Source organism: Microbacterium indicum DSM 19969 (genome assembly GCF_000422385.1).
Taxonomy (GTDB): domain Bacteria; phylum Actinomycetota; class Actinomycetes; order Actinomycetales; family Microbacteriaceae; genus Microbacterium; species Microbacterium indicum.
Genome location: NZ_AULR01000001.1, coordinates 316,578 through 340,493, shown reverse-complemented (window position 1 = coordinate 340,493; position 23,916 = coordinate 316,578). Strand labels below are relative to the sequence as shown.

Here is a 23,916-nt window from a genome sequence, read left to right as displayed (position 1 = left end):
CACCACATGCGCACCACGACACGCCTCACGGCGCTCACGGCGGCCTCGGTCGTCGCCGCAACGGCACTTCTCGCCGGATGCTCGCCCACCTCGTCGGACGAGGGGTCAGACGGGGACGAGCTCACCCCCGTGTCGCTGCAGCTGCAGTGGCTCCCGCAGGCGCAGTTCGCCGGATACTTCGCGGCGCAGGAGCAGGGCTTCTTCGAGGACGAGGGCCTCGACGTCGACATCATCGAGTCAGGGGGCGACATCGTCCCGCAGGACGCCCTCGTGAACGGCGAGGTCGACTACGCCGTCGCCTGGGTCCCCAAGGCCCTGGGCTCGATCGAGCAGGGCGCGGGGATCACCGACATCGCCCAGATCTTCCAGCGATCGGGCACGCTGCAGGTCGCGTGGGCCGACTCGGGCATCGACTCGGTCGCCGACTTCGAGGGCAAGAGCATCGGGTCGTGGGGCTTCGGCAACGAGTGGGAGATCTTCGCGGCGATGGCCGCGGAGGGTCTCGACGCGTCGAGCGTCGACATCGTGACGCAGAGCTTCGACATGAACGCCTTCCTCGCGGGCGACATCGACGCGGCGCAGGCGATGACCTACAACGAGTACGCGCAGCTGCTCGAAGCCGTCGACCCCGACACGGGCGAGCTCTACCAGCCTGACGACTTCTCGGTGATCTCGTACGAGGACACCGAGGGGGCGATGCTGCAGGACGCGCTCTGGGCCGACACCGAGCGGCTCGCGAGCGACGAGGAGTACCAGGACACGACCGTCGCGTTCCTGCGCGCCGTCATCAAGGGCTGGGCGTACGCGCGCGACAACGTCGAGGAGGCGGCGCAGATCACGATCGACGCCGGATCCAGCTGGGGCCCGTCGCACGAGCTGTGGATGGCGAACGAGACGAACAAGCTCGTGTGGCCCGCCGAGAACGGCATCGGCTACATCGACGAGGACGCGTGGGACAAGACCGTCGCGGGGTCTCTCGCGGCCGTGAACGAGCAGGGCGCGCACCTCATCACGGAGGAGCCGCCCGCCGAGGCCCACACGAACGAGTACATCGAGCAGGCGCTCGCCGATGTGGAGGCCGAGGGGATCGACGTCACGGGGTCCGACTACGCGCCGATCGACGTCGAGATCACCGAGGGCGGGGCGTGACCTCCGAGACCGCGCGCGCCCTCGCGCTCGACCGCGGCGTCTTCCACTCGTGGTCGGCGCAGGCGAACGGCCCGACGTTCGTCCTCGCGGGCGGATCCGGGACGCGCGTCTGGGACTACGAGGGGCGCGAGTACCTCGACTTCTCGAGCCAGCTCGTCAACGTCAACATCGGGTACGGGCATCCGAAGGTCGTCGAGGCGATCCGCAGCCAGGCCGAGACCCTCGCGACGATCGGGCCGTCGACCGTCAACCTCGCGCGCGGCGAGGCGGCCGAGCGGATCCTCGCGAAGGCGGGCCCGGGGTTCGAGAAGGTCTTCTTCACGAACGGCGGGGCCGACGCGAACGAGAACGCGATCCGGATGGCGCGCATCGTGACGGGGCGCGACAAGATCCTCAGCCGGTATCGGAGCTACCACGGCAACACGGGGGCGGCGATCGTCGCGACGGGCGACTGGCGCCGCATCCCCAACGAGTACGCCCGCGGGCACGTGCACTTCTTCGGCCCGTACTCCTACCGCAGCGAGTTCTGGGCGGAGACGGAGGCCGAGGAGTGCGAGCGCGCGCTGCACCACCTCGAGCGGGTCGTCGAGGCCGAGGGGGCCGGGTCGATCGCGGGGATCCTCCTGGAGGGGATCCCCGGGACGGCGGGGGTCCTCGTGCCGCCGCCCGGATACCTCGCGGGGGTGAGGGAGCTGTGCGACAGGCACGGGATCGTCCTGATCCTCGACGAGGTCATGTCGGGCTTCGGCCGCGCGGGGGAGTGGTTCTCGTGGCAGAGCGAGCGCACGGCGCCCGAGGGCGTCGTCCCCGACATCGTGACCTTCGCGAAGGGCGTCAACTCGGGGTACGTGCCGGTCGGCGGCGTGCTGCCCGCGGCGCACATCGCGCGCCACTTCGACGAGAACGTGTTCCCCGGCGGGCTCACGTACTCGGGGCACCCGCTCGCGGCGGCGTCGATCGTCGCCGCGCTCGACGCCATGACCGAGGAGGGCGTCGTCGACAACGCTCGCGAGGTGGGGGCCGAGCACATCGGCCCCGGCCTCGCGGCCCTCGCGGCGCGGCACGACGTGATCGGCGAGGTGCGCGGCCTGGGCGTGTTCTGGGCCGTCGAGCTCGTCGCCGACAGGGCGACGAAGGAGCCGGTCCCCGCCGCGACGATCGCGCGGCTCAAGGCGCTGCTCCTGGATCGCGGCGTGATCCCGTTCGCGGCCGACAACAGGATCCACGTCGTCCCGCCCTGCGTCGTGACCGGCGAGGAGGTCGCGACGTTCCTCGCGGCGTTCGACGCGGCGCTCGCAGCGCTCTGAGCGAGCTGAATGGGCGCGAGGACGCGGCGGGCGCTCCCGGGAAACCCCGCCGCCCCGGGTTAGGGTCGAGGCGCTATGCATCGGGTCCTCGTCGCCATCCTCGCCGCCGTCGACGCGCTGGTGTCGGCGGCCGTGTCGCTCGTCGTGATCCTCGCGCCGCTCACCCTGCTCTGGATCGTCGAGTTCGGCGACGCCGCGTGGGGCGCCCTGTGGCCCGCGACGGCCCGCGTCTGGCAGGCGGGGCATCTCGTGCCCCTCGCAGTGCGGCTCGACGATGACGCGCAGGCGCTCACGGGCGTCGCGTCCGACGGGGCCTCGTTCGCGCTGAGCCTCGCGCCGCTCCTCTTCGCGGCCTTCACCTTCTTCTTCGCCGCCCGGTCGGGACGCCGGGCCGTCGAGGCGGGCGCGACGATCGTCGGCGTCGCGACGGGCACCGTCGTGACGGCGGGCGCCGCGGCGCTCGTGGGCCTCACGAGCGAGAACCCCGTCGCGCACGTCGCGCTGTGGCAGGCGATCGTCTTCCCCGCCGCGATCTACGCCGTCGGCATGATCGGCGGGGCGATCCGCGCCGCGTGGAACGACGGCGACGGGGGAGCGATCGACCTCGTCCACGACCAGCTCGACCGCCTCGACACGGCCTGGCGCGAGGTGCCGACCCTCGTCGCCCGCGGCACGGCGGTCGTCGTCACGGGCGTCGTCGGCGTCGCGGCGCTGCTGTTCGCGATCTCCGTCGCGGTGCGCGGCGGCGAGGTCGTCACGCTCTTCGAGCGCGCGGGCGTCGACCCCGCCGGCGCGACGGCGCTCACGCTCGTGCACGTCGGCTACCTCCCGACCGCGATCATCTGGGCGATGTCGTGGATCGCGGGCCCCGGCTTCGCCGTCGGATCGGGCACGGCGGTGTCGCCGTCGGGATCCTCGCTCGGCGTCGTGCCCGGCGTCCCGATGTTCGGGCTGCTCCCCGAGGGGGGATCCGGGTGGTTCCTCCTCGTCGCCCTCGTTCCCGTCGCCTTCGGCGCGCTTGCGGGGTTCATCGTGCGCCGCGCGTACGACGATGACTGGGCCCACGACGGCGAGGGGCGCGAACGCTACGCGCCCCGCGTCGTCATCGCCCTCGGCATCGCGGTCGCGACGGGCGCGGTCGGCGCCCTGCTCGCGCAGTTCGCGAGCGGATCCATCGGCCCCGGCCGCCTGGCCGAGATCGGCCCGCAGCCCGGCGCCGTGGCGCTGACGCTCGGCCTCGAGGCGCTCGTCGGCGCGGCGATCCTGCTGCTCGCGCCCATGCGCCGCGTCGATCGCGCGGCCGCGGACGAGGCCGACGCCCCCTCCCGCGTAGACTGACCGGGTGCTGAACGTCGCCGTCCTCATCTCGGGCACCGGTTCCAATCTGCGGGCCCTCCTCGAGGCGGCGGCCGCACCCGGCTTCCCGGCCCGCGTGATCGCGGTCGGCGCCGACCGCGACGCCGAGGGCCTCGCCCACGCGGCCGACTTCGGGATCCCCGCCTTCTCCGTCCCGTTCCGGGCGTTCGAGAGCCGCGAGGCGTGGGGCGAGGAGCTCGCGACGCAGCTGCGCGCCTGGAGCCCCAACCTCGTGGTGCTCAGCGGGCTCATGCGCCTTCTGCCTCCGGCCGTCGTGCGCGAGTTCGCGCCCGCGATCGTCAACACGCACCCCGCCTACCTGCCCGAGTTCCCGGGGGCGCACGGCGTGCGCGACGCGCTCGCGTCCGGCGCGTCCCAGACGGGCGCGAGCGTGATCCAGGTCGACGACGGCGTCGACACGGGCCCGATCCTCGCGCAGGAGCGCGTCGCCATCGAGCCCGGCGACACCGAGGAGTCGCTGCACGCGCGCATCAAGCCCGTCGAGCGCCGCTTGCTCATCGACGTCGTGCGGCGCATCGCCGCGGGCGACCTCGACCTCTCGACCTCCGCACACCCCGCACACTGAAGGAGACCCCATGGCCGGTCCGAGCCACGACCCCTCGCTGTACCGCAACCGCGACCTCGTCCCGATCCGCCGGGCGCTCGTCTCGGTCAGCGACAAGACCGGGCTCACCGAGCTGGCCGCGGCCCTCGCGGGCGCGGGCGTCGAGATCGTGTCGACCGGGTCGACGGCCGCGACGATCCGCGACGCGGGCTACGCCGTGACCGACGTCGCCGAGGTCACGGGCGTCGCCGAGATGCTCGACGGGCGCGTCAAGACCCTGCACCCGAACGTGCACGGCGGCCTGCTCGCCGACCTGCGCCTCGAGTCGCACGAGAAGCAGCTCGCCGAGAGCGGCATCTCGCCCTTCGAGCTCGTCGTCGTGAACCTCTACCCCTTCGTCGAGACCGTCGCGTCGGGAGCGGAGGGCGACGACGTGGTCGAGCAGATCGACATCGGCGGCCCCGCCATGGTGCGCGCGTCGGCGAAGAACCACGCCAACGTCGCGATCGTCGTCAACCCCGCCGCGTACCCGTCGATCGTCGCGGCGCTCGCCGCGGGCGGCACGACCCTCGCGGAGCGCCGCGAGCTCGCCGCCCGCGCCTTCGCCCACACCGCCTCGTACGACACGGCCGTCGCCGAGTGGTTCGCGGGCGAGACGATCGAGGGCGAGTCCGATCTCCCGGCCCACCTCACGATCCAGGCCGAGAAGCTCGCCGACCTGCGTTACGGCGAGAACTCGCACCAGCGCGCCGCGCTCTACAACCGCGTCGGCGCCGCGGGCATCGCCCAGGCCGAGCAGCTGCAGGGCAAGGCGATGTCGTACAACAACTTCGTCGACGCCGACGCGGCCCTCCGCGCGGCCTACGACATGGTCCTCCCCGCCGTCGCGATCATGAAGCACGCGAACCCGTGCGGTCTCGCGGTCGCCGACCCCAAGGCCCTCGACCCGATCGCGAGCGCCCACCTGCGCGCCCACGCGTGCGATCCGCTCAGCGCCTTCGGCGGCGTCATCGCCGCGAACCGCACCGTGACGCTCAAGATGGCCGAGAACCTGCGCGACATCTTCACCGAGGTCATCGTGGCGCCCGACTTCGAGCCCGAGGCGCTCGAGGTGTTCAAGGCGAAGAAGAACCTGCGCGTTCTGAAGCTGCCGGCGAACTGGCAGCAGGAGCGCATGGACGTGCGCCTCGTGTCGGGCGGCCTGCTGCTGCAGGACGCCGACCGCTTCCCGCAGGACGACTTCGAGACGGTCGCGAAGGACTGGAAGCTCGTCGCGGGCGAGGAGCCCGATGTGCCGCTCGCCGACCTCGTGTTCGCGTGGAAGGCGTGCCGCGCCGTCAAGTCGAACGCGATCGTCCTCGCGAAGGACTCGGCGACGGTCGGCATCGGAATGGGCCAGGTCAACCGCGTCGACAGCTGCAAGCTCGCGGTCGAGCGCGCTGGCGACCGCGTCGCGGGATCCATCGCGGCGTCCGACGCCTTCTTCCCGTTCTCCGACGGTCCGCAGGCCCTCATCGAGGCCGGCGTCTCGGTCATCATCCAGCCGGGCGGATCGGTGCGCGACGACGAGACGATCGAGCTCGCGAAGAAGTACGGCATCGCGATGTACTTCACGGGCGAGCGCCACTTCTTCCACTGATCGCGCCCCCGCAGCCCCTCAGCCTGGCATAGGCTGGGGGGCTGTCGCGTCTCCGCGGAAACTCCCCATGTCTCATCGCTGAGGTGTCATGTCTGCTGTCTCTTCCGAGCCCGAACGTCTCTCGACGGTCCGGGCTCTCCTGCGCATCGCGCCCTTCGCGAAGGGCAACCGCGCACGCCTCGTCGCGGGCGGCCTGTCGGCCCTCGGGGCGTCGATCGTCGCGCTCCTGATCCCGACGGCCCTCGAACGGATCGTCGGAGGCCCGCTGTCGACGGGGCAGACGATGCCCGTCGTCTGGGGCGCCCTCGCGGTCCTGGGCCTCGGCCTGCTCGAGGCGCTCATGGTCTACCTGCGCCGCTGGTTCGTGCTCGCGCCGTCGACCGCGATCGAGTACAACGTGCGCACGGCGTTCTACAACCGGCTGCAGAAGCTCCCGATCGAGTTCCACGACCGCTGGCAGGGCGGGCAGCTGCTCAGCCGCATGATGCAGGACATCGGCCTGCTGCGCCGCTGGATGGCCTTCGGCCTCATCATGCTCGTCGTCAACGTCCTGACCTCGGTGATCGGGACCGTGCTCCTGTTCCAGTGGCACTGGATGCTCGGCAGCGTCTTCCTCGTGGCGAGCCTGCCGATCCTCTGGCAGGCGTTCCGCTTCGAGCGCACCTACGGCGTGCTGACGCGCCGCAGCCAGGACCAGCAGGGTGACCTCGCGACGAGCGTCGAGGAGAGCGTGCACGGGATCCGCGTGCTCAAGGCGTTCGGCCGCGGCCCGCACGCGCTCCGCAGCTTCACGCGCCAGGCCGAGGGCCTGCGCGCGACCGAGATGGGCAAGGCGCGCCAGATCGCGATCGTCGACTTCGTGCTCGTCCTCATGCCCGAGCTCGCCTTCGCGGTGTGTCTCGCGGTGGGGATCTGGCTCGCCTCGACGGGCCAGATCTCGGTGTCGCAGCTGTTCGGATACTTCGCGATGGCCACGATCCTGCGCTGGCCCATCGAGTCGATCGGGTTCCTGTTCGCGTTCCTGCTCGACGCCCGCACGTCGACGGACCGCGTGTTCGAGGTGTTCGACGCCGTCGACACGATCACCGACCCCGAGAACCCCGTGACACTCGCGGATCCGCGCGGAGCGCTCGCCTTCGAGGGCGCCCACTTCCGCTACCAGGACGCGCGCGACCACGAGACCGACCTGCTCGACGGCATCGACCTCGCGCTCGTCCCGGGCGAGACCATGGCGCTCGTCGGGCTCACGGGGTCGGGCAAGACGACGCTCACGACCCTGCCCACCCGGCTCTACGACGTGACGGCGGGCCGCGTGACGCTCGACGGCGTCGACGTGCGCGACATGCGGCTCGTCGAGCTGCGCACCCACATCGCGACGGCGTTCGAGGATGCGACGCTCTTCTCGGCGTCGGTGCGCGAGAACGTGCTGCTGGGCCGCGACGACCTCGACATCGCCTCGCCCGAGGCGGATCGCGTGCTCGACGAGGCCCTCGAGGTGGCGCAGGCCGAGTTCGTCGCCGAGCTGCCGCAGGGCACGGAGACGATGATCGGCGAGGAGGGCATGAGCCTCTCGGGCGGCCAACGCCAGCGCCTCGCGCTCGCCCGCGCGGTCGCCGCCCGCCCGCGGGTCATCGTCATGGACGATCCGCTCTCGGCGCTCGACGTCAACACCGAGGAGCGCGTGCAGACGCGTCTCAAGAGCACCCTGGGGGGCACGACGGCGCTCGTCGTCGCGCACAGGCCGTCGACGGTCGCGCTCGCCGACCGCGTCGCCCTGCTCGAGCGCGGCCGCGTGACGGCCGTCGGGACGCACAGCGAGCTGCTCGCCTCGACGCCGGCCTACCGCGCCGTGATCTCGAGCCTCGAGGACGACGAACGACAGGAGAGCGCGATGCGGTCGGATCCGCAGCGCTCGCTCGACGAGACCGAGGAGGCCGGCCGATGAGCGGGACCGTCCAGGGAACAGCGGGCGAGGACCGCACCGACTACACGAAGGACGAGAGCCGCGTCATCCGTGAGCGCTCGCAGCGCCTCCTCCTGTCGCTCCTCGCGCCCATGAAGTGGCGCGTCCTCCTCGTGTCGATCGTCGTGGTCGTCCAGACGGGCGTCCGCGTCCTCGGCCCGGCGCTCCTCGGCATCGGGCTCAACACGGCGCTCCCCGCCGTGACGGGGGAGGGCGACTGGGGGCCCACCTGGGGCGTCGTCACGGCCTACGCGGCGACGGCGATCCTGGGCGCCGCGCTCCTCGCCTGGTACGACACCCTCGCGGCGCACCTGACGCAGGCCGTGCTGCTCGACCTGCGCACGCGGGTGTTCCACCACACGCAGCGGCTGAGCCTCGAGTTCCACGAGACCTACACCTCCGGCCGCATCATCTCGCGCCAGACGAGCGACCTCGAGACGATCCGCGAGCTGCTCAACGGCGGCCTCACGCAGCTCGTCAACGGCGTGCTCTACGGCGTCTTCACCTTCATCGCGCTCGTGCTCGTCGACTGGCAGTCGGGTCTCGTGATCGTCGTCGCCGTCGTGCCGCTCGGCCTCCTCATGCGCTGGTTCTACCGCCGGTCGCAGGTGCGCTACCGCGAGACGCGCGTGTGGAGCGCGCAGGTCATCGTCAAGTTCGTCGAGACGATGACGGGGATCCGCGCGGGCAAGGCGTTCCGCGCCGAGCCCGGGAACGAGCGGATCTTCGCGGGCCTGTCCGAGAAGTACCGCGAGGCGAACATGCGCGTCATCCGCCTCTTCGGAACCTTCGAGCCCGGCCTCATGGCGATCTCGGCGTTCGCGACGGGCATCGTCGTGTTGTGGGGCGGCGTGCGGATCACGTGGGGCGAGTTCACCGTCGGCGCGCTGCTGTCGGCCGTGCTCTACGTGCGCAACTTCTTCACGCCCCTGCAGGAGGTCGCGACCTTCATCAACTCGTTCCAGGCCGCGTCGGCCGCGCTCGAGAAGGTGTCGGGCGTGCTCGAGGAGGAGCCCTCGGTCCCCGACCCCGAGTCCCCGACGGCCCTCCCCGAGGCGCACGGGCACCTGCGCTTCGACGACGTGACCTTCGGGTACGGCGCCGGGCGCACGATCCTGCCTGAGTTCTCGCTCGACATCCCCGAGGGTCAGACCGTCGCGGTCGTCGGCACGACGGGCGCGGGCAAGTCGACGCTCGCGAAGCTCGTCTCGCGGTTCTACGACCCGAGCGAGGGATCCGTCACGCTCGACGAGATCGACCTGCGCGACCTCAGCCAGCAGGACCTGCGCCGCGCGATCGTCATGGTCACGCAGGAGGCATACCTCTTCAGCGGGACGGTCGCCGACAACATCGCCCTCGGGCGCCCCGGCGCGTCGTTCGACGAGATCGAGGGCGCCGCGAAGGCCGTCGGCGCGCACGAGTTCATCATGTCGCTGCCGGACGGGTACGACACCGACGTCAACAAGCGCGGCGGCCGCGTCTCGGCGGGTCAGCGCCAGCTCGTGTCGTTCGCGCGCGCGTTCCTCGCGGATCCCGCGGTGCTGATCCTCGACGAGGCGACGGCGTCGCTCGACATCCCGTCGGAGCAGATGATCCAGCGCGCCCTGCAGACCCTGCTGGCCGACCGCACCGCGATCATCATCGCCCACCGCCTCTCGACGGTCGAGATCGCCGACCGCGTTCTCGTCATGGAGCACGGGCGCGTGATCGAGGACGACGCGCCCGAGACCCTCATCGCGGGGACGGGGACGTTCGCGAAGCTGCACAGGGCGTGGCGGGAGTCGCTCGTCTGACGCCGGTCGGTGGGGCGCGGGGGTCAGCCGGTGATCCCCGCGTCGCCCGGGCCGATCGGGACCGCGGGCTCCGAACCCGGACCGGTCATCGGTCGGCGAAGTAGCGGAACAGGTGCCGCTCGCGGATCGACGCGTACGCCGCGAGCCCTCCCGCGATGACGCCGGAAACGGCCCCGCCCGCGATCGCCGCGGCCGCCGCGATCAGGGACCCGGCGTCCTCCGCCGGCGCGCGCACGACGAACCCCGCCGTGATGAGCGACGCCGCCACGATGACCGCGGGCACGGCGATCCCGATCTCGATCGCCCAGATCGACACGAGGTCTCGGTGCCGAACCCCTGCGTGCAGCGCCGAGGCGTGCGACAGGCGGCGCGCGCGCACGACGATCCACCCGAGTGCCGCGCCGAGCAGGGCCGCTGCCGCCGGGGCCGGCGCCGTCAGCCGGGCTCGGAACCGCGCGACCCCGTCGAAGGCCGAGCCGTGCGTGGCGTTGAGCTGCGAGTACGTCCCCGATCCGGCATCGCCCGAGGCGAGCAGGGTGTCGTGCAGAAGCGCGGCCGTGCTCTCGGACGTCGGCCATGCCTCCGCCCAGCACTCGTCGAAGGCGCCCCGGGGGAGGACGGGCGCGAGCGCCGCGTACCCGAAGCCGGACCTCCTCCCGTCCGAGGGGTACGCGTACTCGCTCGCGACGCGCACGGGACCCGCGGCCGTCTCGACGTCGTCCCCGGGCCGAGCGCCCAGCATCGACGCGAGCTGGTCGGATATGACGAGCCCGCTCGAGTCCGCCGCGGCGCCCAGGATCGTCGCAACCCCGCCCGTCACCTCGTACGCCGGAACCGCGCTGTCGGGGAGAGCGGCCATCTCGATCGTCTCGTTCTCGCGAAGCGCGCCCGAGGTGCGGACCGATCCCGTCCCCGCGAGCGCGGCGCACATCGCACCATCGATCTGCCCGGGAGCAGAGAAGATGAGCACGGAAGCGCCCGACGTCTGGAACGCCCGCGCTTCGGACTGGATCGACCGGATCGACGCGAGATCGGCCGCGACCAGACCGCCCACGATGAGGATGAGCGCGCACACGATCGTCACGGTCCGGGCCGTGCCGGAGCGGACGTTGCGCCACGCCTCGCGCGCGATCGCGGCGAGTCTCACGCGACCGCCTCCGGTGCGAACGCACGGAGATCGACGTGGTCCGTGCACGCGTCGCGCGTGCGATCGTCGTGCGTCGCCACGACGACGATCGTGTGCTCGAGCCTCAGGCTGTTCAGCGCGAGGTTGACGCCGTCGGCGGCCGACGGATCGAGCTGCGCCGTCGGCTCGTCGACGAGCAGCAGGTCGGGCGAGGTGGCCGCTGCCCGCGCGAGCATGAGCCTCTGCGCCTCGCCACCCGACAGGTCGCGGAATCGCCGGCCGCCGAGAGCGCCGAGGCCGAAGCGCTCGAGCCAGCCGTCCGCCTGCTCGTCGGCCTCTCTCGGCGACGCGCCGCGCGCGAGCAACGGAAGCGCGACGTGGTCGCGCGCGGAGCGGCGCGGCGTGCCGTGGGGGTTCTGGAACACCCGAGCCGAGCGGGCGACGTCCCCGCGATCCACGCTCCCCTCGACGGGCGCGATCCACCCCGCGATGATCCCCAGCAGCGTGCTCTTGCCCGATCCGGACGGCCCGGTGAGCGCGTAGGAGCGACCGGCGTCGAACGCGAGGTCGACACCGCGGAACAGCCAGCCGCCGGAATCGAATCTGTGGCCGACCGCGCCCATCACGATGCGCATGACGCATCGGCCTCCGGCTTCGCGTCGACCTGGGAGACGCCGTCGAGCGGCTCCCGCGGCGCGACCAGGGTCTGGCCCAGCTCGGAGCCCGCGACGTCGACGGGGACGGGGGAGCCGTCGATCGAGATGCACCCCGCGGTACCCGCGAGACCGAAGACGGCGCTCGCCGGAACAGCCAGAACGGCGACCGGCGCGGTGAGCGAGCTCGTGCCGGGCAGCACCACCTCGTGATCCTGCGGTGCCGCCTCCGAGAACTCGGGGGTCGTGACGATGTCGCGCAGGAACTCGGGATCGACGATCGTCTGATCCGCCGTCAGCGCACCGGCGACGTCGCCGACCGCGACGACCCGATCGCCGGGCAGCGCGCTCGAGTCCTGCCCCGTGATCCGCACCCCCGTGACGACGTCCGGCGAGGTCGCGAGGACGTCTCCTGCGGCCATCTGGCCGCCGACCACCGTGGCGCACTCCTGCAGCACGAGGCTCGGCGCCGGCAGCCACACCACGTCGGCGACGGCGAGGACGACCGCCTGCTGGGCGGCCTCGTCCTCGTCTCCGGCCTGTTCCTCGGGCTGACCCGACGGACCCGTGACGCCGATCGCGCGGAACGCCGACCGGACCGCGTCCGCCGTGCTCGACCCGACGACGCCGTCCGCCGCCGTGGCGTACCCGTCGGCAGTCAGCGTCTCCTGGAGCGCGGTGACGTCCGCACCCGTGTCGCCGATCCGGAGGTCGCGCCACAGCGGCGTGCTGGTCGCGAGGCTCAGCAGCGGACGCCCGTCGACCGAGACCATGGTGTCGCCGGAGTGCGCCTCGGCGCCCGGCGCGCACTGCAGCGCCGTGACGCGGCCGTCCCTCGGGGCGACGATCGACGCGGAGTCGGCCATCGTCAGACGGACGTCGACCGCCTGCTCGTCCGCGAACTCGCGCTGCGCGGCCGGCGCGGTCGTCGCCGCGGCGTCGCCGGCGAGTGACGCCGGAACCGCGGGGCGCAGCAACAGCGCCGCCGCCGCTCCCGCGCACACGAGCCCGACGGCGACGAGGCTCGCCGTGATCACCGTCGCCGCGCGTCGACCGCCGCTCACTCGCCGGCCTGAGCGATCAGCCCGAGCGGGTCATCGAGACACTCGCTGTAGACCACGTCGCCTTCGACGGTGCCCGCGAAGGGGAACGTGTAGTCGGCGTTGTCGCGTTCGTAGTCGGCGACCGTGTAATCCGACGGGACGACACCCTTGTCGATGAAGCATTCGGTCATGACCTCGGCCAGATCCCGGTGCTCCGGGTTCCCCCGCATCTCGAGGTCGAGGTAGTACACCGGCTGCAGGCCCGACGAATACTCGCAATCGGTGACGTGGCCCTCGGCCGCGTCGTTCGAGTCATCGACCGTCACGGTGTAGTTCATGGTGTTGCCGTCGAGCGCGTCCAACGTGATGCCCTCTGACTCGAGGCAGTCGGCGAACCGGGTGCGGACTTCCGCGACGTCGGCATCGGTGATCTCGCCCGTCGCGAGGATCTGCCGCGCGAGGTCGGAGGTGCGGTCGGCGTCGTACTCGTCCGCGAACCGCTGTGCGTACGGCCCCGTGAAGCTCACATCGCCGGCGGTCGCGTGGCCGCCCTCCGCCTCAGGAGCGGAGCAGGCGACGAGCGCGAACGCGGAGACCGCCAGAACCCCGGCGCACGCTACCCCCCCCGCGACGCGCCACGTCCGGCCCCCGGACGTGGGCATGACAATTAGTTGGCTCATCACCAGAACGATACTGCGATGCCGGATGACCATCGGCGATGGCGGCGCCCCCGCCCGTCCGCGTTCGCGCCGTTGCTTCTCACGTCCCGGGGAGCCGCCGGGGCGTCAGACGGGGCGCGTCGACACGGGGTCAGCCGCGAGCCAGGCTTCTCCACGCGGCGATCATGGCGGGGAGCTGGTCCGCGGCGTCGGCGAGCGGGAGCTCGTCGGGGAGGAGGTCCAGTCGTGCGGTCCAGACCACGACGACGGCGCCGTCTGCGTTGAACTCGACGGCCGAGTCGCCGGCTTCGTTCGTGGCGAAGGTCGCTCGATGGACGCCGCCGTCCGTCGTGAGGAGGGCCGCCTTCGTGCTCACCCGCGTCAGCCCGTTCGGATCACGTCCGATACGGTCCCAGAGCGAGTCGCGCTGACCCTCCTCGCCCACCGCGATCGTCACGAGCGGATGGGGCGAATCCGCGAGGGAGTCGCGGAGCGAGCATGCGGTCCATACGCTCGACGGCTTGTCCGCGGTCAGCGGGAAGTCTTGGATGGCCGATACCCAGCGGCCGTCGGCGACGACGTAGACGCGGCTGTCGGCGTCGGCCATCGCGGACGCCACCTGGTCGAGCTCGGCCTCGACATCGGGAACGGGGCGCTCGGAGATCCACATGCTGGCGATGCTAGCGGGCGCACGAGCCTCGTCATCGGCTTGTCGCCGGGCCCCGGGATCGCGCGCGGTGCGTTGTCGTCCCGATTCGGGGGGGCTGCGCGGCCGATCGCTCCGCGGAGACCGGCCCCGCGACTCAGAAGAGGGGGCTCCGCGCCCGTCATCCGTCGCGGCGCGAGATCAGAGGCGGATCTCGGCGACCACCTCGCCGTACTCGCTCTCACCGACGGGCGCGAACCCGACACGGCGGAAGAAGGCCTCGGGGCCGAGGTCGCCCGCCTCGTAGACCACGGTGACGCGCTCGAGGCCACGCCGGCGGGCCTCCTCGAGGACCGCCTCGACGGCGTAGCGGCCCGCGCCGCGGCCCTGCGCGTCGGCGTCGACGTTGACGCGCCACAGCGCCGCACGCAGGTAGTCCGACGGCTGGTCGGCGTCGAAGTACGCCTGGATGAAGGCGACGACCTCGTCGCCGTCGAGGACGACGCGCTGCCAGGTCTTCTGCGGGTCGGCGACCGACAGTGCCACGGCGTAGGTCGTCGGGGCGACGAAGTCCTCCTGGCCCGGCTTCAGGGTCAGCGAGTTCGCGGCGACGATCGTGGCCGCCGAGAGCAGTTCTGCGTGGAGGTCGCTCATACCCAAAGGTTAGGCCCTCCCGCACGGATGCGGGAGGGCCTCATGAAGGTCTGCGCGAAGCGTTACGAGACGACCTGGACGGGGGTGCCGACCTGGAGGAACGAGTACGTCCACTGGGCCTCGGCCTCGGGCAGGTTGACGCAGCCGTGGCTCATGCGCGCGCCGTTGCCGAAGTTGTTGTGCCAGTAGGTTCCGTGGAAGCCCTGGTCGCCGTTGAAGTACGAGATCCACGGCACGTTCGCGGTGCAGTAGCCGAAGTCCTTGCCGCCGCGCGTCGGGTCGTAGTTGCCGTCGGCGTCGCACGAGCCCATGTTCTGCGAGGTGAGCTGCGCGTACACGGTGAAGTTGCCCGTCTGGGTGTCGTGGCCGGCCGTGCCGGTCGCCGAGGGGATCGTGCGGACGAGCTTCTCCTCGCCGCCGTTGACCGTCTCGTAGAAGTACGACATGCCCTCGCTGATGTCGACGTACGCGCGGCGGAAGCGCTCGGTCGTCTTGTGCTCGACGACCTCGCCCGTGAGCGCGATGTCGGCCGACTCGCCCTGCGTGAGAGCCGCGGCGACCTGGTCGGCGACGCCGTCGGTCGAGGAGACCTTGTAGCCGTCCTGGCCCTCCGTCTCGGTCTTCAGGACGTCGCCCGCCGCGTTGACGATGACGTCGGCGTCGGTGGCATCCTGGTCGACCTTGGCCGGCAGGCCGTCGACGTACGACTGGATCGCCGCGTCGTCGGTCGCGACGCTGACCGTGCCGTCGTCGCCGACCGTGACGTCGAGCCACGACGCGACGGTGTCGGCGGGGGCGGTGTCGACGTCGTCGCCGTCGAGCGAGAACGAGACGCCCGTGAGCAGGCCGTTGAGGCGCTGCGCCTCGGCCTCGGCGTCGTTCGTCGTGAAGAGCGGCTGGATCTCGACGAAGCTCGTGTCTATCGTGATGCCGGACGAGCTGTCGGCGGCGGCGAGGAGCTGCGTGCCGGAGGCGAGCGCCTGCGATCCGTTCGATGCCGCGAGCTGCTGCTCGATGTCGGCGGCGAGGGCGGTCGTGTCGACGCCGCGGCCCGACTGGCCCGCGACGGCCTGGTACGAGCCGTCGGAGTACTGGATCTGCGCGTTCACGGGGTCGGTGTACGCGTCGGCGAACGCGTCGCTGAGGGCCGCGGACGCCGCGGCCTCGTCGACCGTCACATCGGCGCCGGTGTCGCCGCCGTTCCACTCGCCGACCTTCCACGCCGGGCGCTCGCTCAGGGCGTCGGCCGCGGCGGTCGAGGCGTCGACCGAGAGCCCGAGATCGGATCCCGTGAGCTGGGCGGTCTCGCCGTCGACCGTGATGTCGATGGGGAGGGAGGCGAGTGCCTCGGAGATGCGGTCGTGCGTCGACCCGGGGAAGGAGAGGCCCACGTCGGCGCCGAGAACCGTGGTGCCGGGGGCGATGACCATGGTCGAGAGGACGCCGGCGGCAGCGGCCGCCGCCACGACGACTCCGCCCGGGATGCCGATGCCGAGCCAGAGCTTCTTATGCGACTTCTTCGGTTCGGGCTGGGCCCATTCGACGGTCTGCGACGAGTCGCCCGCTGATGCGGTGTCGACGGGCTTCGTGGCCAGGTCGGTCATGTCGGTCTCTCCCCTGATGGCGCGCGCGTTCGCGCGTCGCTACGGCAATGGTAGACGTGCCGATATCCGAAGAGGGAAGAATTCCCGTCACGAAGCACTCACGATCCCCTGAACGCCGGCTCCGTGTGCAGGGGATCAGCGCAGGCGGCGGCGCCCGACGAGGAGTCCGACGGCGACGCAGAAGACGCCGACCGCGAGGCCGGCCCACGGGAAGCTCAGGGCCCACAGGGCGACCGTCGCGCTCGCGAAGATCACGAGCTCGATGAGCGCGCGCACGTAGCTCGGCACGGCGATCACGGCCTTGGGCGAGAGGAAGAACGCCCACACGAGGATCGCCACGACGGGGGTCGCGATGCCGAACACCACGGCCCACGGCTGGGGCCAGGCGAAGAAGCCCCACAGCGCGAGCGACCCGAACGCGAGCAGCTCGCTCAGCAGGCGCAGGACGTCGAGCAGAGTGATGCGCGGGCGGTCGACCCCGGGGGTCGGGGCGGTGCTGTCGGACATGCCGCCAGTCTACGAGCGGCCGCCTCCGCGCCCGATGGGACCCCGCCCGGGATCCCGGTCTCACAGGGGCGCCGTTTGTGAATAGGCTGGGGGTGGATCCGCCGACCTGCGCCGACGGCGACGGGGCCGGGCGATCCGGAAAAGGACTGCACTATGGGCGTCTTCGCCACCATCGGGGCCGTGGGCATCGTGATCATCGTCGTGATCCTGCTCGTCGTCGCCGCCGTCGTCGCACTCGTCATCGCGCTGCTCATGCGCGCCTGGTACAAGGTCGCGCGCGCCGACGAGGCTCTCGTGATCGTGGGCCGGCGCGGCAAGAGGAAGGGCGGCGTGCCGGCTGCGAACGTGTCGGTGATCCGCGGCGGGGGTGCGATCGTCAACCCGATCACGCAGCGCGCCGAGACGCTCTCGCTCCGGGCGCGCCAGATCATGGTGCAGCCGACGGCCCAGTCGATCCAGGGCGTCACGGTCGACGTGACGGGCGTCGCGCTCGTGAAGGTCGGGTCCGACGGAGACGCGATCGCCCGGGCCGCGGAGCGCTTCGTGTCGCAGGACAAGGCGATCGAGGCGTTCACGACCGAGCAGCTCGAGGGTGCGCTCCGCGGCGTCGTCGCGACCCTGACGGTCGAACAGCTCATGCGCGACCGTCAGCAGCTGAGCGACCAGATCGCGGCGCTCATCAAAAGCGACCTCGACGAGCAGGGCCTCGTGCTCGACAGCTTCCAGATCCAGGGGATCACCGACCAGAACGGCTACATCGACGCCCTCGGCGCCGAGGAGGTCTCGAAGGTCAAGCGGCAGGCCGAGGTCGCCCGCATCGACGCCGAGCGCCAGATCAAGGCGCGCGAGATCGCGACGAGCGAGGAGACGCTCGTCGAGCAGACCGCGTTCGACAAGAACCAGGCCGCCGCGGCGTCGGACGTCGGCGAGGCTCGCGCCGAGGCCGAGCAGGCCGAGGCGCTCGCGCGGGCCCGCGCCGAGCAGGGCGTGCTCATGCAGCAGGCCGAGAACCGCCAGGCGCAGCTCGACGCCGACGTCAAGCGCGTCGCCGACGCGAGCCTGTACGAGGAGCAGAAGCGCGCAGACGCGCGCGCGTACTCGCAGGTCAAGGACGCCGAGGCGCGCGCCGAGGTCCAGCGCCGCGAGGCCGACATCAGCCAGTACGAGGAGCAGAAGAAGGCCGACGCCCTCGCCTACTCGCAGATCAAGTCGGCCGAGGCCGACGCGCAGCGCGCCGTCCAGGAGGCCGAGGCGACCCGCCTCAAGGCGCAGGCCGAGGCCGACGCGGCCCGCGCGCGTGCGCAGGCGGAGGCCGACGCGATCCGGCTCGCGGGTGAGGCCCGCGCCGCGGCGATCGAGGCCGAGGCCGAGGCGCTCAAGCTCAACCAGGAGGCCGTGCTCGCGCAGCGCTCGCTCGACGTGCTCGTGCCGATGATGACCGAGTTCGCGAAAGGGTACTCGACGATCGGCAGCGTCACGGTCCTCACAGGATCCGGCGACGAGGGCGGCGCGACGAGCCACATGGCCGGCGAGGCGGCCATGGGCATGCGCGCCATGTTCGACACGGTGCGCGAGGCGACGGGCATCGACCTCTCGTCCGTGATCCAGGGCACCTCGATCGGCCGCGGCATCGCCGACGGCCAGAAGTAGCGCGCGCCGAGCCCCCGCGCCCCGACGCCCACCGGCGGTCGGGGAGCGGGGGCTCTCGCTTGACGTGAGATCGAATATCTGTTCCCATATAAGGGTGCGATGGACGGGGCAGACTCTCGAAACTGCGTCCGCGGATCCGGGGCTGTTCGCGATGCCCGGGCTCGTGCGGTCGGTGCGCACGCCCGAGTTCCAGGGCGTGACCTTCCACGAGGTCATGGCGAAGTCGATCGTGAACAGGGTCCCCGACGCGAGCAGCATGCCGTTCCACTGGGCCATCAACCCGTACCGGGGATGCTCCCATGCGTGCGTGTACTGCTTCGCGCGGAAGACGCACGACTACCTCGGGTTCGATTCCGGGGCCGACTTCGACCAGCAGGTGGTCGTGAAGGTGAACGCGGCCGAGGTCGCGCGGAAGGATCTCGCGAGGCGGTCGTGGGGTCACGAGCTCGTCGCGCTCGGGACCAACACCGACCCGTACCAGCGCGCCGAGGGCCGGTACGGGCTCATGCCCGGGATCATCACGGCGCTCGCCGAGAGCGGGACACCGATGTCGGTCCTCACGAAGGGCACGCTGCTGCGCCGCGACCTGCCGCTCCTCGCCGACGCGGCCCAGCACGTTCCCGTCGACCTGTCGTCGTCGATCGCGGTGTTCGACGACGAACTGCAGAAGGCGATCGAGCCGGGTACGCCGTCGACGGCGGCGCGCCTCGCGACGGTCCGCGCCGCGGCTGACCTCGGGTTCCGCGTCACGGTCTTCGTCATGCCGATCATGCCGTGGCTCACCGATTCGCCGGAGCAGCTCGAGGAGGGGGTCCGCCGGATCGCCGAGGCGGGAGCCTCCGAGGTGATGTACGGGGCGCTGCATCTGCGGCAGGGCGCGAAGGAGTGGTTCCTCGCGTGGCTCGACCGCGAGCACCCCGAGCTCGCCGAGGGATACCGGCGGTTCTACGGATCCTCCTCCTACGCGCCGAAGGGGTACCGGGCGCAGCTCGCCGCGCGCATGGAGCCGCTGCTGGGCCGCCACGGGCTGCGGGGCGCCCCGGATCTCGACCAGCCCGAGGTCCGCCGGGCGGCGCGCCGCCGCGCCGAGGAGGCGACGGCGCCCGGCCCCCAGCTCACGCTGTTCTGAGGGCGGTTCTCCGCCCGAATGCAGAGAGATCCCCGACCCGGATAGCGCACCCGGGGCGGGGATCTTCGGCGGAGGATGGGGGATTTGAACCCCCGAGGGCTTTCACCCAACACGCGTTCCAAGCGTGCGCCATAGGCCGCTAGGCGAATCCTCCTTCGTGCCGCGAACGGCACTCGGGACAGTCTACCGGGTGCCCGGCTGAGGAACGAATCAGCGCCGCAGGAAGAGCGACCGGGGGATCACGCGACCGATCGCCGGGCGCCGGAGCGCGGACCGGATCTCCGCGAGCGGGGCCGAGAGATCCGCGGATCCGGCGCCTCCCGGGGCGAAGGACGCGTGCTCGATCGCCGTCACGAGCGCCCTGACCGCCGACTCGGGCGCGCCGCGCGCGACGAGGCGCGTGCCGAACGCGCGCGGAGACTCGGTCGCGGGCACCGAGAGCCCCGCGTCGGACGCCGTCGCCCTCAGCTCGCGCCACGCGGCGCCGACGTCGCCTCCCGCTGCCGCGCGCACGCGACGGCGCCGGACGATCTCGCGAACGACGGAGGGCGCCGCGAGCAGGGCGAGGACGACGAGGATCACGACGACGGTGCGGAGCACGGCGCCGTCGATCCGCGGGCCCGAGCCGGAGGCGGCGTCGGAGTCCGGGCCCGCGGAGGCCGACGCCGTCGGGGTCGCGCTCGGCGTCGACGTCGCGGTGGGCGTCGCCGTGGGGGTCGGCGTCGCGGTCGGCTCGGCGTCGTCGGGCGCGGAGGCGGCCGTGGGATCCGCTGCGTCGGCGATCGTCGGGGTCGGCTCGAACGACACCCATCCGATCCCGTCGAGGTACGCCTCGGGCCAGGTGTGCAGCTGGGCGCTGTCGACCGAGTACACGGCGGCGTCGCCGTCGCGCTCGCCCGTCGCCGTGCCGGGCAGATACCCGACGACGACGCGGGTCGGGATCCCGTCCATGCGCGCCAGGAGGGCGAACGCCGACGCGAAGTGGATGCAGTACCCCTCGCGCTGGTCGAGGAACGCCTCGATCGAACCGCGCGAGGTGTCGTCGTACCCCGATGCGTCGGGGGTGTCGAGCGAGTAGGTGAACGCGTCGGACCGCAGCCACGACTGCAGGGCCAGGAGCGCCTCATAGGGGCCGGACGCCGTCGAAGCGCCCGACTCGTCGAGCGCCTCCATCAGCGGGGTCCCGGCCCGGACGTCAGGCGAGGCGATCGCGTCCTCCGAGACGCCGGAGGGCAGGCCCTGGACCCACGGCGACGAGACCGCCTGCTCGGCGGTCGGCCGCAGGTGCTGCGCGTCGACCGAGTACTCCTCGCCGTAGGTCGACAGATCCGTCGCCCGCGCGGTGCGGTTGGCGGTGTCGAGGCGCCACCCGTCGTCGGCGCCGTCGATCGAGACGGCGTCGTTCGGCACGGGGAGGTAACCCGTGTCGAGCTGGACGTCGCCGACGCTCACGCTCTCCGGAACGACCGCGACGGGCCCGACCTCTCCCGACGAGGTCACGGGCCCGAAGCCCCGCGACAGGGCGACGACGGGGCCGGCGTCCTGCTCCCAGCCGCCCGCGGCCGTGAACGTCGTGTCGGTCGCGAGCCGCAGGTAGGGCGCCGATCCGGCCGACGTCGACACGCGCATGACCTCCGTGCCCGCCGACTGGCGGAGCTCGTCGCCGAGGTCGATCGACACGTCGATCTGGGTCGGGCTCGTCCCGAGGCCGCCCGTGACGGGGCCGCGCGCGGTCGTGACCTGAGGTGCGATCGCGACGGCCGCGACGAGCGACAGCGCGATGATGCCGGCCGACACCGCGACGAGCGGCGGCCGCGGGCGCCTGCGGCGCTCCGACGCGAAAGCCGCCATGCCGAGGATCGCGACGATGAGGGGGATCGCGAGCAGGAGATGGTCGCCGCGCGGCACGACGAGCTGCGGCACGATGAAGACCGCGGCGAGGGGCACGGCCGCGGCGAGCGGGGCGCGCATCGACGTCGCGACCATGTCGACGAGGATCGCGAGCAGGCAGGCGGCGAGCGTCAGCACGAACGCGAGCGCGTCGCCGACGGCCATCGGCGCGAGCCCCGTGACGATCTCGTTCGTCGCGTCGGATCCGATCCCGACGATGCCGCTGATCGGATCGCCGTCGTCGGGCAGCGGGGCCGTCACGACGGCCGTCACGGCCCACGCGATCAGCTGGGCGACGAGCGCGAAGCCCCGCAGCCGCACGAGGGCGCGGGCCGCGTAGCCGATGCCGACGATCACGACGGCCGAGCCCGCGGCGGCGGGGAACCACGTCGGGATGAGGAGGGTGGTCAGCGGCAGCAGTGCGAAGACGACGGCCGCCGCGGTCGCGAGCGAGAGCAGCGCGCTGGGGCGACTCGTGCGCCTCATCGCGCGCCTCCCGTGGCTCGGATCCACGCGACGTCGATGCCGTCGGAGATCGCGCCGACCCGCCACCCGGGCGCCTCGGCCGGGGCCGGGGCGAGCAGCAGGTGGGGAGCGGAGCCCGCGGGCACGAAGGGCGCGGTCCCGATCGCGACGACGAAGCCCGCGTCGGCGGGGGCGCGATCCGCGCCGGGGTCCTGCTGCTCGACGGTCGCGAGCGTCTCGAGGAGGTCGGCGAGCCCCGCGCCGCCGTCCACGGATCCGAGCGGATCGCCCGCGTCGTCGCACACCGTGACGACGTATCCGTCGCGCGAGAGGCGCGCGACGACCGACGCGCACGCCGTGACGCACGCCTCGAACTCCTGCGGCTCGAGGACGGGGGAGCGGGTGAGGATCACGAGGGCGCCCGGGGTGTGCTCCTGCTCCTCCTCGCGCACCATGAGGTCGCCGTGGTGGGCCGACGCCCGCCAGTGCACGCGCCGCATCGCATCGCCCGGCGCGTAGGGGCGCGGGATGAGGTTGTCGGATCCCTGCCCGAGGCGGGGCGAGGGCGACGGCCGGTCGCCGTAGGCCGATCCCGCCTCGGCGAGGGGACGCAGCTCGATGATCTGCGGGACCGCGACGACGGCGTCGATCGCGCCCGCCGGATAGCGGCGCACCCACGTGCCGAAGGGCGAGAGGTCGGTGATCTGCAGGGGGCCGACGCCGTGACGCCCGCGCCGCGTCGCGACGACGGCGTAGTCGAGCCGCACGCCGCCCCGGCCCACAGCGGCGGGCGAGACCTCGACGGGGTCGAAGGCGTCGTCGATCAGGTCGTCGGCGTCGTCGGTCATGGCGGCGCTCCCGCCCACGACCGTCGTCCTCACCCGCAGGACGTCGCCGACCGAGACGAGGTCGGCCGAGAGAGCGCGCGAGACCCGCGACAGGGGAGGGACGGCGAGCGCGAGGAGCGACAGCACGGCCGTGACGAGGAGCGCGCCGCCGATCGCGACCAGCTCGACGCGGCCGAGCGGGATCCCCGTGCCGACGACGACGGCGCCGACGACGACCATCGCGACGCCGCGCGACGTCGGCCGCGCCCACACGATGCGCCGCGGCGCGGCCCGCGTCACCTGTCCGCCACGGGGACCGGCGCCTCGGAGACGATCTCGTCGAGGATCCGCGCGACGGGGTCGGCCGACCGGCGCGTGCCGACGGCGGTGCGCGCCGGGACGAGGCGGTGCCCGAAGATCGGCTTCACGAGCCCCGACACGTCGTCGGGGACGACGTACTCGCGGCCCTGCAGCGCCGCCCAGGCCTTCGCCGCGCGCACGAGCTGCAGCGTCGCGCGGGGGCTCGCGCCCAGGCGCAGCTCGCCGTGCGCGCGCGTCGCCTGCGCGATCGACACGGCGTACTGCTCGATGAGCGGCGACACGTGCACCCGCCGCGCGAACGCGATGAGCCGGGCGACGCCCGCGACGTCGACGACGGGTCGGATCTTCGTCAGCGGGTTCTCGGCGTCGCGCTGGCGCAGCATGAGCATCTCGGCCTCGGGATCGGGGTACCCCATCGACATGCGCATCATGAAGCGGTCGAGCTGCGCCTCGGGCAGCGCGTAGGTGCCGTCCATCTCGAGCGGGTTCTGCGTCGCGACGACGAGGAAGGGATCCGGCAGCTGGTAGGTGCGCCCGTCGACCGAGACCTGGCGCTCCTCCATCGCCTCGAGCAGCGACGACTGCGTCTTGGGGGAGGAGCGGTTGATCTCGTCGGCGATGACGATGTTCGCGAAGACGGCGCCGGGGGTGAACTCGAACTCGCGCGTGGCGGGGCTGAAGATCGACACGCCCGTGACGTCGCTCGGCAGGAGGTCGGGCGTGAACTGGATCCGCCGCACGTCGGCGTCGATCGAGGCCGCGAGCGCGCGGGCGAGCATCGTCTTGCCGACGCCGGGGACGTCCTCGACGAGCAGGTTGCCCTCGGCGAGCAGGACGACGAGGGCGCCGTCGATCGCGTGGTCCTTGCCGTCGATGACCTGCCGCATCGAGGCCGCGATCGCGCCCGTCGTCTCGCGGAACTGGTCGGCCGTCAGGCCCTGCGGCGCGGAGGAGATCGTGTCGGTCATGC

Annotated in this window: 20 protein-coding genes and 1 tRNA gene; 9 read left to right on the top strand and 12 right to left on the bottom strand. The window is 72.3% G+C overall.

Going from position 1 to position 23,916, the window contains the following annotated elements; genetic code table 11:
* The first annotated feature begins 6 nt into the window (after positions 1–6).
* The 7 genes from H576_RS0101555 to H576_RS0101525 all read left to right on the top strand — a co-directional run bounded on the left by H576_RS0101555 (position 7) and on the right by H576_RS0101525 (position 9,772).
* Positions 7–1,149, top strand: coding sequence for an ABC transporter substrate-binding protein (locus tag H576_RS0101555; protein ID WP_029149452.1), 1,143 nt, complete (start codon positions 7–9; stop codon positions 1,147–1,149).
* On the top strand, positions 1,146–2,456 hold the full coding sequence (locus H576_RS0101550) for an aspartate aminotransferase family protein (RefSeq protein ID WP_029149451.1): 1,311 nt from the start codon (positions 1,146–1,148) through the stop codon (positions 2,454–2,456). Before H576_RS0101555 ends, H576_RS0101550 begins: the two co-directional genes overlap by 4 nt.
* Positions 2,457–2,531: 75 nt before the next feature.
* Positions 2,532–3,794 (top strand): cell division protein PerM, encoded by a 1,263-nt coding sequence (locus tag H576_RS13930; RefSeq protein WP_051172008.1) that lies wholly within the window; start codon positions 2,532–2,534, stop codon positions 3,792–3,794.
* A 4-nt stretch (positions 3,795–3,798) separates the two neighbouring features.
* On the top strand, positions 3,799–4,398 hold the full coding sequence (purN, locus tag H576_RS0101540; RefSeq protein ID WP_029149450.1) for a phosphoribosylglycinamide formyltransferase: 600 nt from the start codon (positions 3,799–3,801) through the stop codon (positions 4,396–4,398).
* A gap of 10 nt (positions 4,399–4,408) precedes the next feature.
* On the top strand, positions 4,409–6,016 hold the full coding sequence (gene purH, locus H576_RS0101535) for a bifunctional phosphoribosylaminoimidazolecarboxamide formyltransferase/IMP cyclohydrolase (protein ID WP_029149449.1): 1,608 nt from the start codon (positions 4,409–4,411) through the stop codon (positions 6,014–6,016).
* 88 nt (positions 6,017–6,104) lie between these two features.
* Entirely contained in the window at positions 6,105–7,961 is a 1,857-nt protein-coding gene (locus H576_RS0101530; protein WP_029149448.1) for an ABC transporter ATP-binding protein, read from the top strand.
* Entirely contained in the window at positions 7,958–9,772 is a 1,815-nt protein-coding gene (locus H576_RS0101525; protein ID WP_029149447.1) for an ABC transporter ATP-binding protein, read from the top strand. Before H576_RS0101530 ends, H576_RS0101525 begins: the two co-directional genes overlap by 4 nt.
* A gap of 85 nt (positions 9,773–9,857) precedes the next feature.
* Here H576_RS0101525 and H576_RS0101520 read toward each other — a convergent pair whose 3' ends face one another.
* The 8 genes from H576_RS0101520 to H576_RS0101485 all read right to left on the bottom strand — a co-directional run bounded on the left by H576_RS0101520 (position 9,858) and on the right by H576_RS0101485 (position 16,664).
* On the bottom strand, positions 9,858–10,919 hold the full coding sequence (locus H576_RS0101520; protein WP_029149446.1) for a hypothetical protein: 1,062 nt from the start codon (positions 10,917–10,919) through the stop codon (positions 9,858–9,860).
* Positions 10,916–11,533, bottom strand: a complete 618-nt coding sequence (locus tag H576_RS0101515; RefSeq protein ID WP_029149445.1) for an ATP-binding cassette domain-containing protein — start codon at positions 11,531–11,533, stop codon at positions 10,916–10,918. Before H576_RS0101515 ends, H576_RS0101520 begins: the two co-directional genes overlap by 4 nt.
* Positions 11,521–12,588 carry a peptidoglycan-binding domain-containing protein gene (locus H576_RS0101510; RefSeq protein ID WP_156888084.1) on the bottom strand — a complete coding sequence of 356 codons (1,068 nt, stop codon included), beginning with the start codon at positions 12,586–12,588 and terminating at the stop codon, positions 11,521–11,523. The genes H576_RS0101515 and H576_RS0101510 overlap by 13 nt, the downstream gene beginning before the upstream one ends.
* Before the next feature lie 23 nt (positions 12,589–12,611).
* Entirely contained in the window at positions 12,612–13,274 is a 663-nt protein-coding gene (locus H576_RS0101505) for a hypothetical protein (protein ID WP_156888082.1), read from the bottom strand.
* Positions 13,275–13,404: 130 nt separating this feature from the next.
* Entirely contained in the window at positions 13,405–13,923 is a 519-nt protein-coding gene (locus tag H576_RS0101500) for a hypothetical protein (protein ID WP_029149442.1), read from the bottom strand.
* A gap of 177 nt (positions 13,924–14,100) precedes the next feature.
* Entirely contained in the window at positions 14,101–14,553 is a 453-nt protein-coding gene (locus H576_RS0101495; protein WP_029149441.1) for a GNAT family N-acetyltransferase, read from the bottom strand.
* A gap of 62 nt (positions 14,554–14,615) precedes the next feature.
* Positions 14,616–16,157, bottom strand: coding sequence for a L,D-transpeptidase family protein (locus H576_RS0101490; RefSeq protein WP_029149440.1), 1,542 nt, complete (start codon positions 16,155–16,157; stop codon positions 14,616–14,618).
* A 135-nt stretch (positions 16,158–16,292) separates the two neighbouring features.
* Positions 16,293–16,664, bottom strand: a complete 372-nt coding sequence (locus tag H576_RS0101485; RefSeq protein WP_029149439.1) for a YrdB family protein — start codon at positions 16,662–16,664, stop codon at positions 16,293–16,295.
* A 153-nt stretch (positions 16,665–16,817) separates the two neighbouring features.
* On the opposite strand from H576_RS0101485, the gene H576_RS0101480 reads away from it, so the two are divergent.
* On the top strand, positions 16,818–18,314 hold the full coding sequence (locus tag H576_RS0101480) for an SPFH domain-containing protein (protein WP_084502323.1): 1,497 nt from the start codon (positions 16,818–16,820) through the stop codon (positions 18,312–18,314).
* Between the two features lie 94 nt (positions 18,315–18,408).
* Positions 18,409–19,443, top strand: coding sequence for an Rv2578c family radical SAM protein (locus tag H576_RS13925; RefSeq protein ID WP_036318610.1), 1,035 nt, complete (start codon positions 18,409–18,411; stop codon positions 19,441–19,443).
* Positions 19,444–19,512: 69 nt separating this feature from the next.
* On the opposite strand, the gene H576_RS0101470 is transcribed toward H576_RS13925, so the two are convergent.
* The 4 genes from H576_RS0101470 to H576_RS0101455 form a co-directional block, all read right to left on the bottom strand.
* Positions 19,513–19,597, bottom strand: a tRNA-Ser gene (locus tag H576_RS0101470).
* A gap of 56 nt (positions 19,598–19,653) precedes the next feature.
* Entirely contained in the window at positions 19,654–21,819 is a 2,166-nt protein-coding gene (locus H576_RS0101465; RefSeq protein ID WP_029149437.1) for a transglutaminase TgpA family protein, read from the bottom strand.
* Entirely contained in the window at positions 21,816–22,925 is a 1,110-nt protein-coding gene (locus tag H576_RS13920; RefSeq protein ID WP_051172006.1) for a DUF58 domain-containing protein, read from the bottom strand. The genes H576_RS0101465 and H576_RS13920 overlap by 4 nt, the downstream gene beginning before the upstream one ends.
* Entirely contained in the window at positions 22,922–23,914 is a 993-nt protein-coding gene (locus tag H576_RS0101455; RefSeq protein WP_029149436.1) for an AAA family ATPase, read from the bottom strand. Before H576_RS0101455 ends, H576_RS13920 begins: the two co-directional genes overlap by 4 nt.
* Positions 23,915–23,916 lie beyond the last annotated feature (2 nt).

What these genes read in the sequence shown, in the direction of transcription:
- H576_RS0101555 (WP_029149452.1), top strand. Translation starts at nt 7, where the DNA reads ATGCGCACCACGACACGCCTCACGGCGCTCACGGCGGCCTCGGTCGTC.
- H576_RS13930 (WP_051172008.1), top strand. Translation starts at nt 2,532, where the DNA reads ATGCATCGGGTCCTCGTCGCCATCCTCGCCGCCGTCGACGCGCTGGTG.
- purH (WP_029149449.1), top strand. Translation starts at nt 4,409, where the DNA reads ATGGCCGGTCCGAGCCACGACCCCTCGCTGTACCGCAACCGCGACCTC.
- H576_RS0101530 (WP_029149448.1), top strand. Translation starts at nt 6,105, where the DNA reads ATGTCTGCTGTCTCTTCCGAGCCCGAACGTCTCTCGACGGTCCGGGCT.
- H576_RS0101525 (WP_029149447.1), top strand. Translation starts at nt 7,958, where the DNA reads ATGAGCGGGACCGTCCAGGGAACAGCGGGCGAGGACCGCACCGACTAC.
- H576_RS0101515 (WP_029149445.1), bottom strand. Translation starts at nt 11,533, where the DNA reads ATGCGCATCGTGATGGGCGCGGTCGGCCACAGATTCGATTCCGGCGGC.
- H576_RS0101505 (WP_156888082.1), bottom strand. Translation starts at nt 13,274, where the DNA reads ATGAGCCAACTAATTGTCATGCCCACGTCCGGGGGCCGGACGTGGCGC.
- H576_RS0101500 (WP_029149442.1), bottom strand. Translation starts at nt 13,923, where the DNA reads ATGTGGATCTCCGAGCGCCCCGTTCCCGATGTCGAGGCCGAGCTCGAC.
- H576_RS0101495 (WP_029149441.1), bottom strand. Translation starts at nt 14,553, where the DNA reads ATGAGCGACCTCCACGCAGAACTGCTCTCGGCGGCCACGATCGTCGCC.
- H576_RS0101490 (WP_029149440.1), bottom strand. Translation starts at nt 16,157, where the DNA reads ATGACCGACCTGGCCACGAAGCCCGTCGACACCGCATCAGCGGGCGAC.
- H576_RS0101485 (WP_029149439.1), bottom strand. Translation starts at nt 16,664, where the DNA reads ATGTCCGACAGCACCGCCCCGACCCCCGGGGTCGACCGCCCGCGCATC.
- H576_RS0101480 (WP_084502323.1), top strand. Translation starts at nt 16,818, where the DNA reads ATGGGCGTCTTCGCCACCATCGGGGCCGTGGGCATCGTGATCATCGTC.
- H576_RS0101465 (WP_029149437.1), bottom strand. Translation starts at nt 21,819, where the DNA reads ATGAGGCGCACGAGTCGCCCCAGCGCGCTGCTCTCGCTCGCGACCGCG.
- H576_RS0101455 (WP_029149436.1), bottom strand. Translation starts at nt 23,914, where the DNA reads ATGACCGACACGATCTCCTCCGCGCCGCAGGGCCTGACGGCCGACCAG.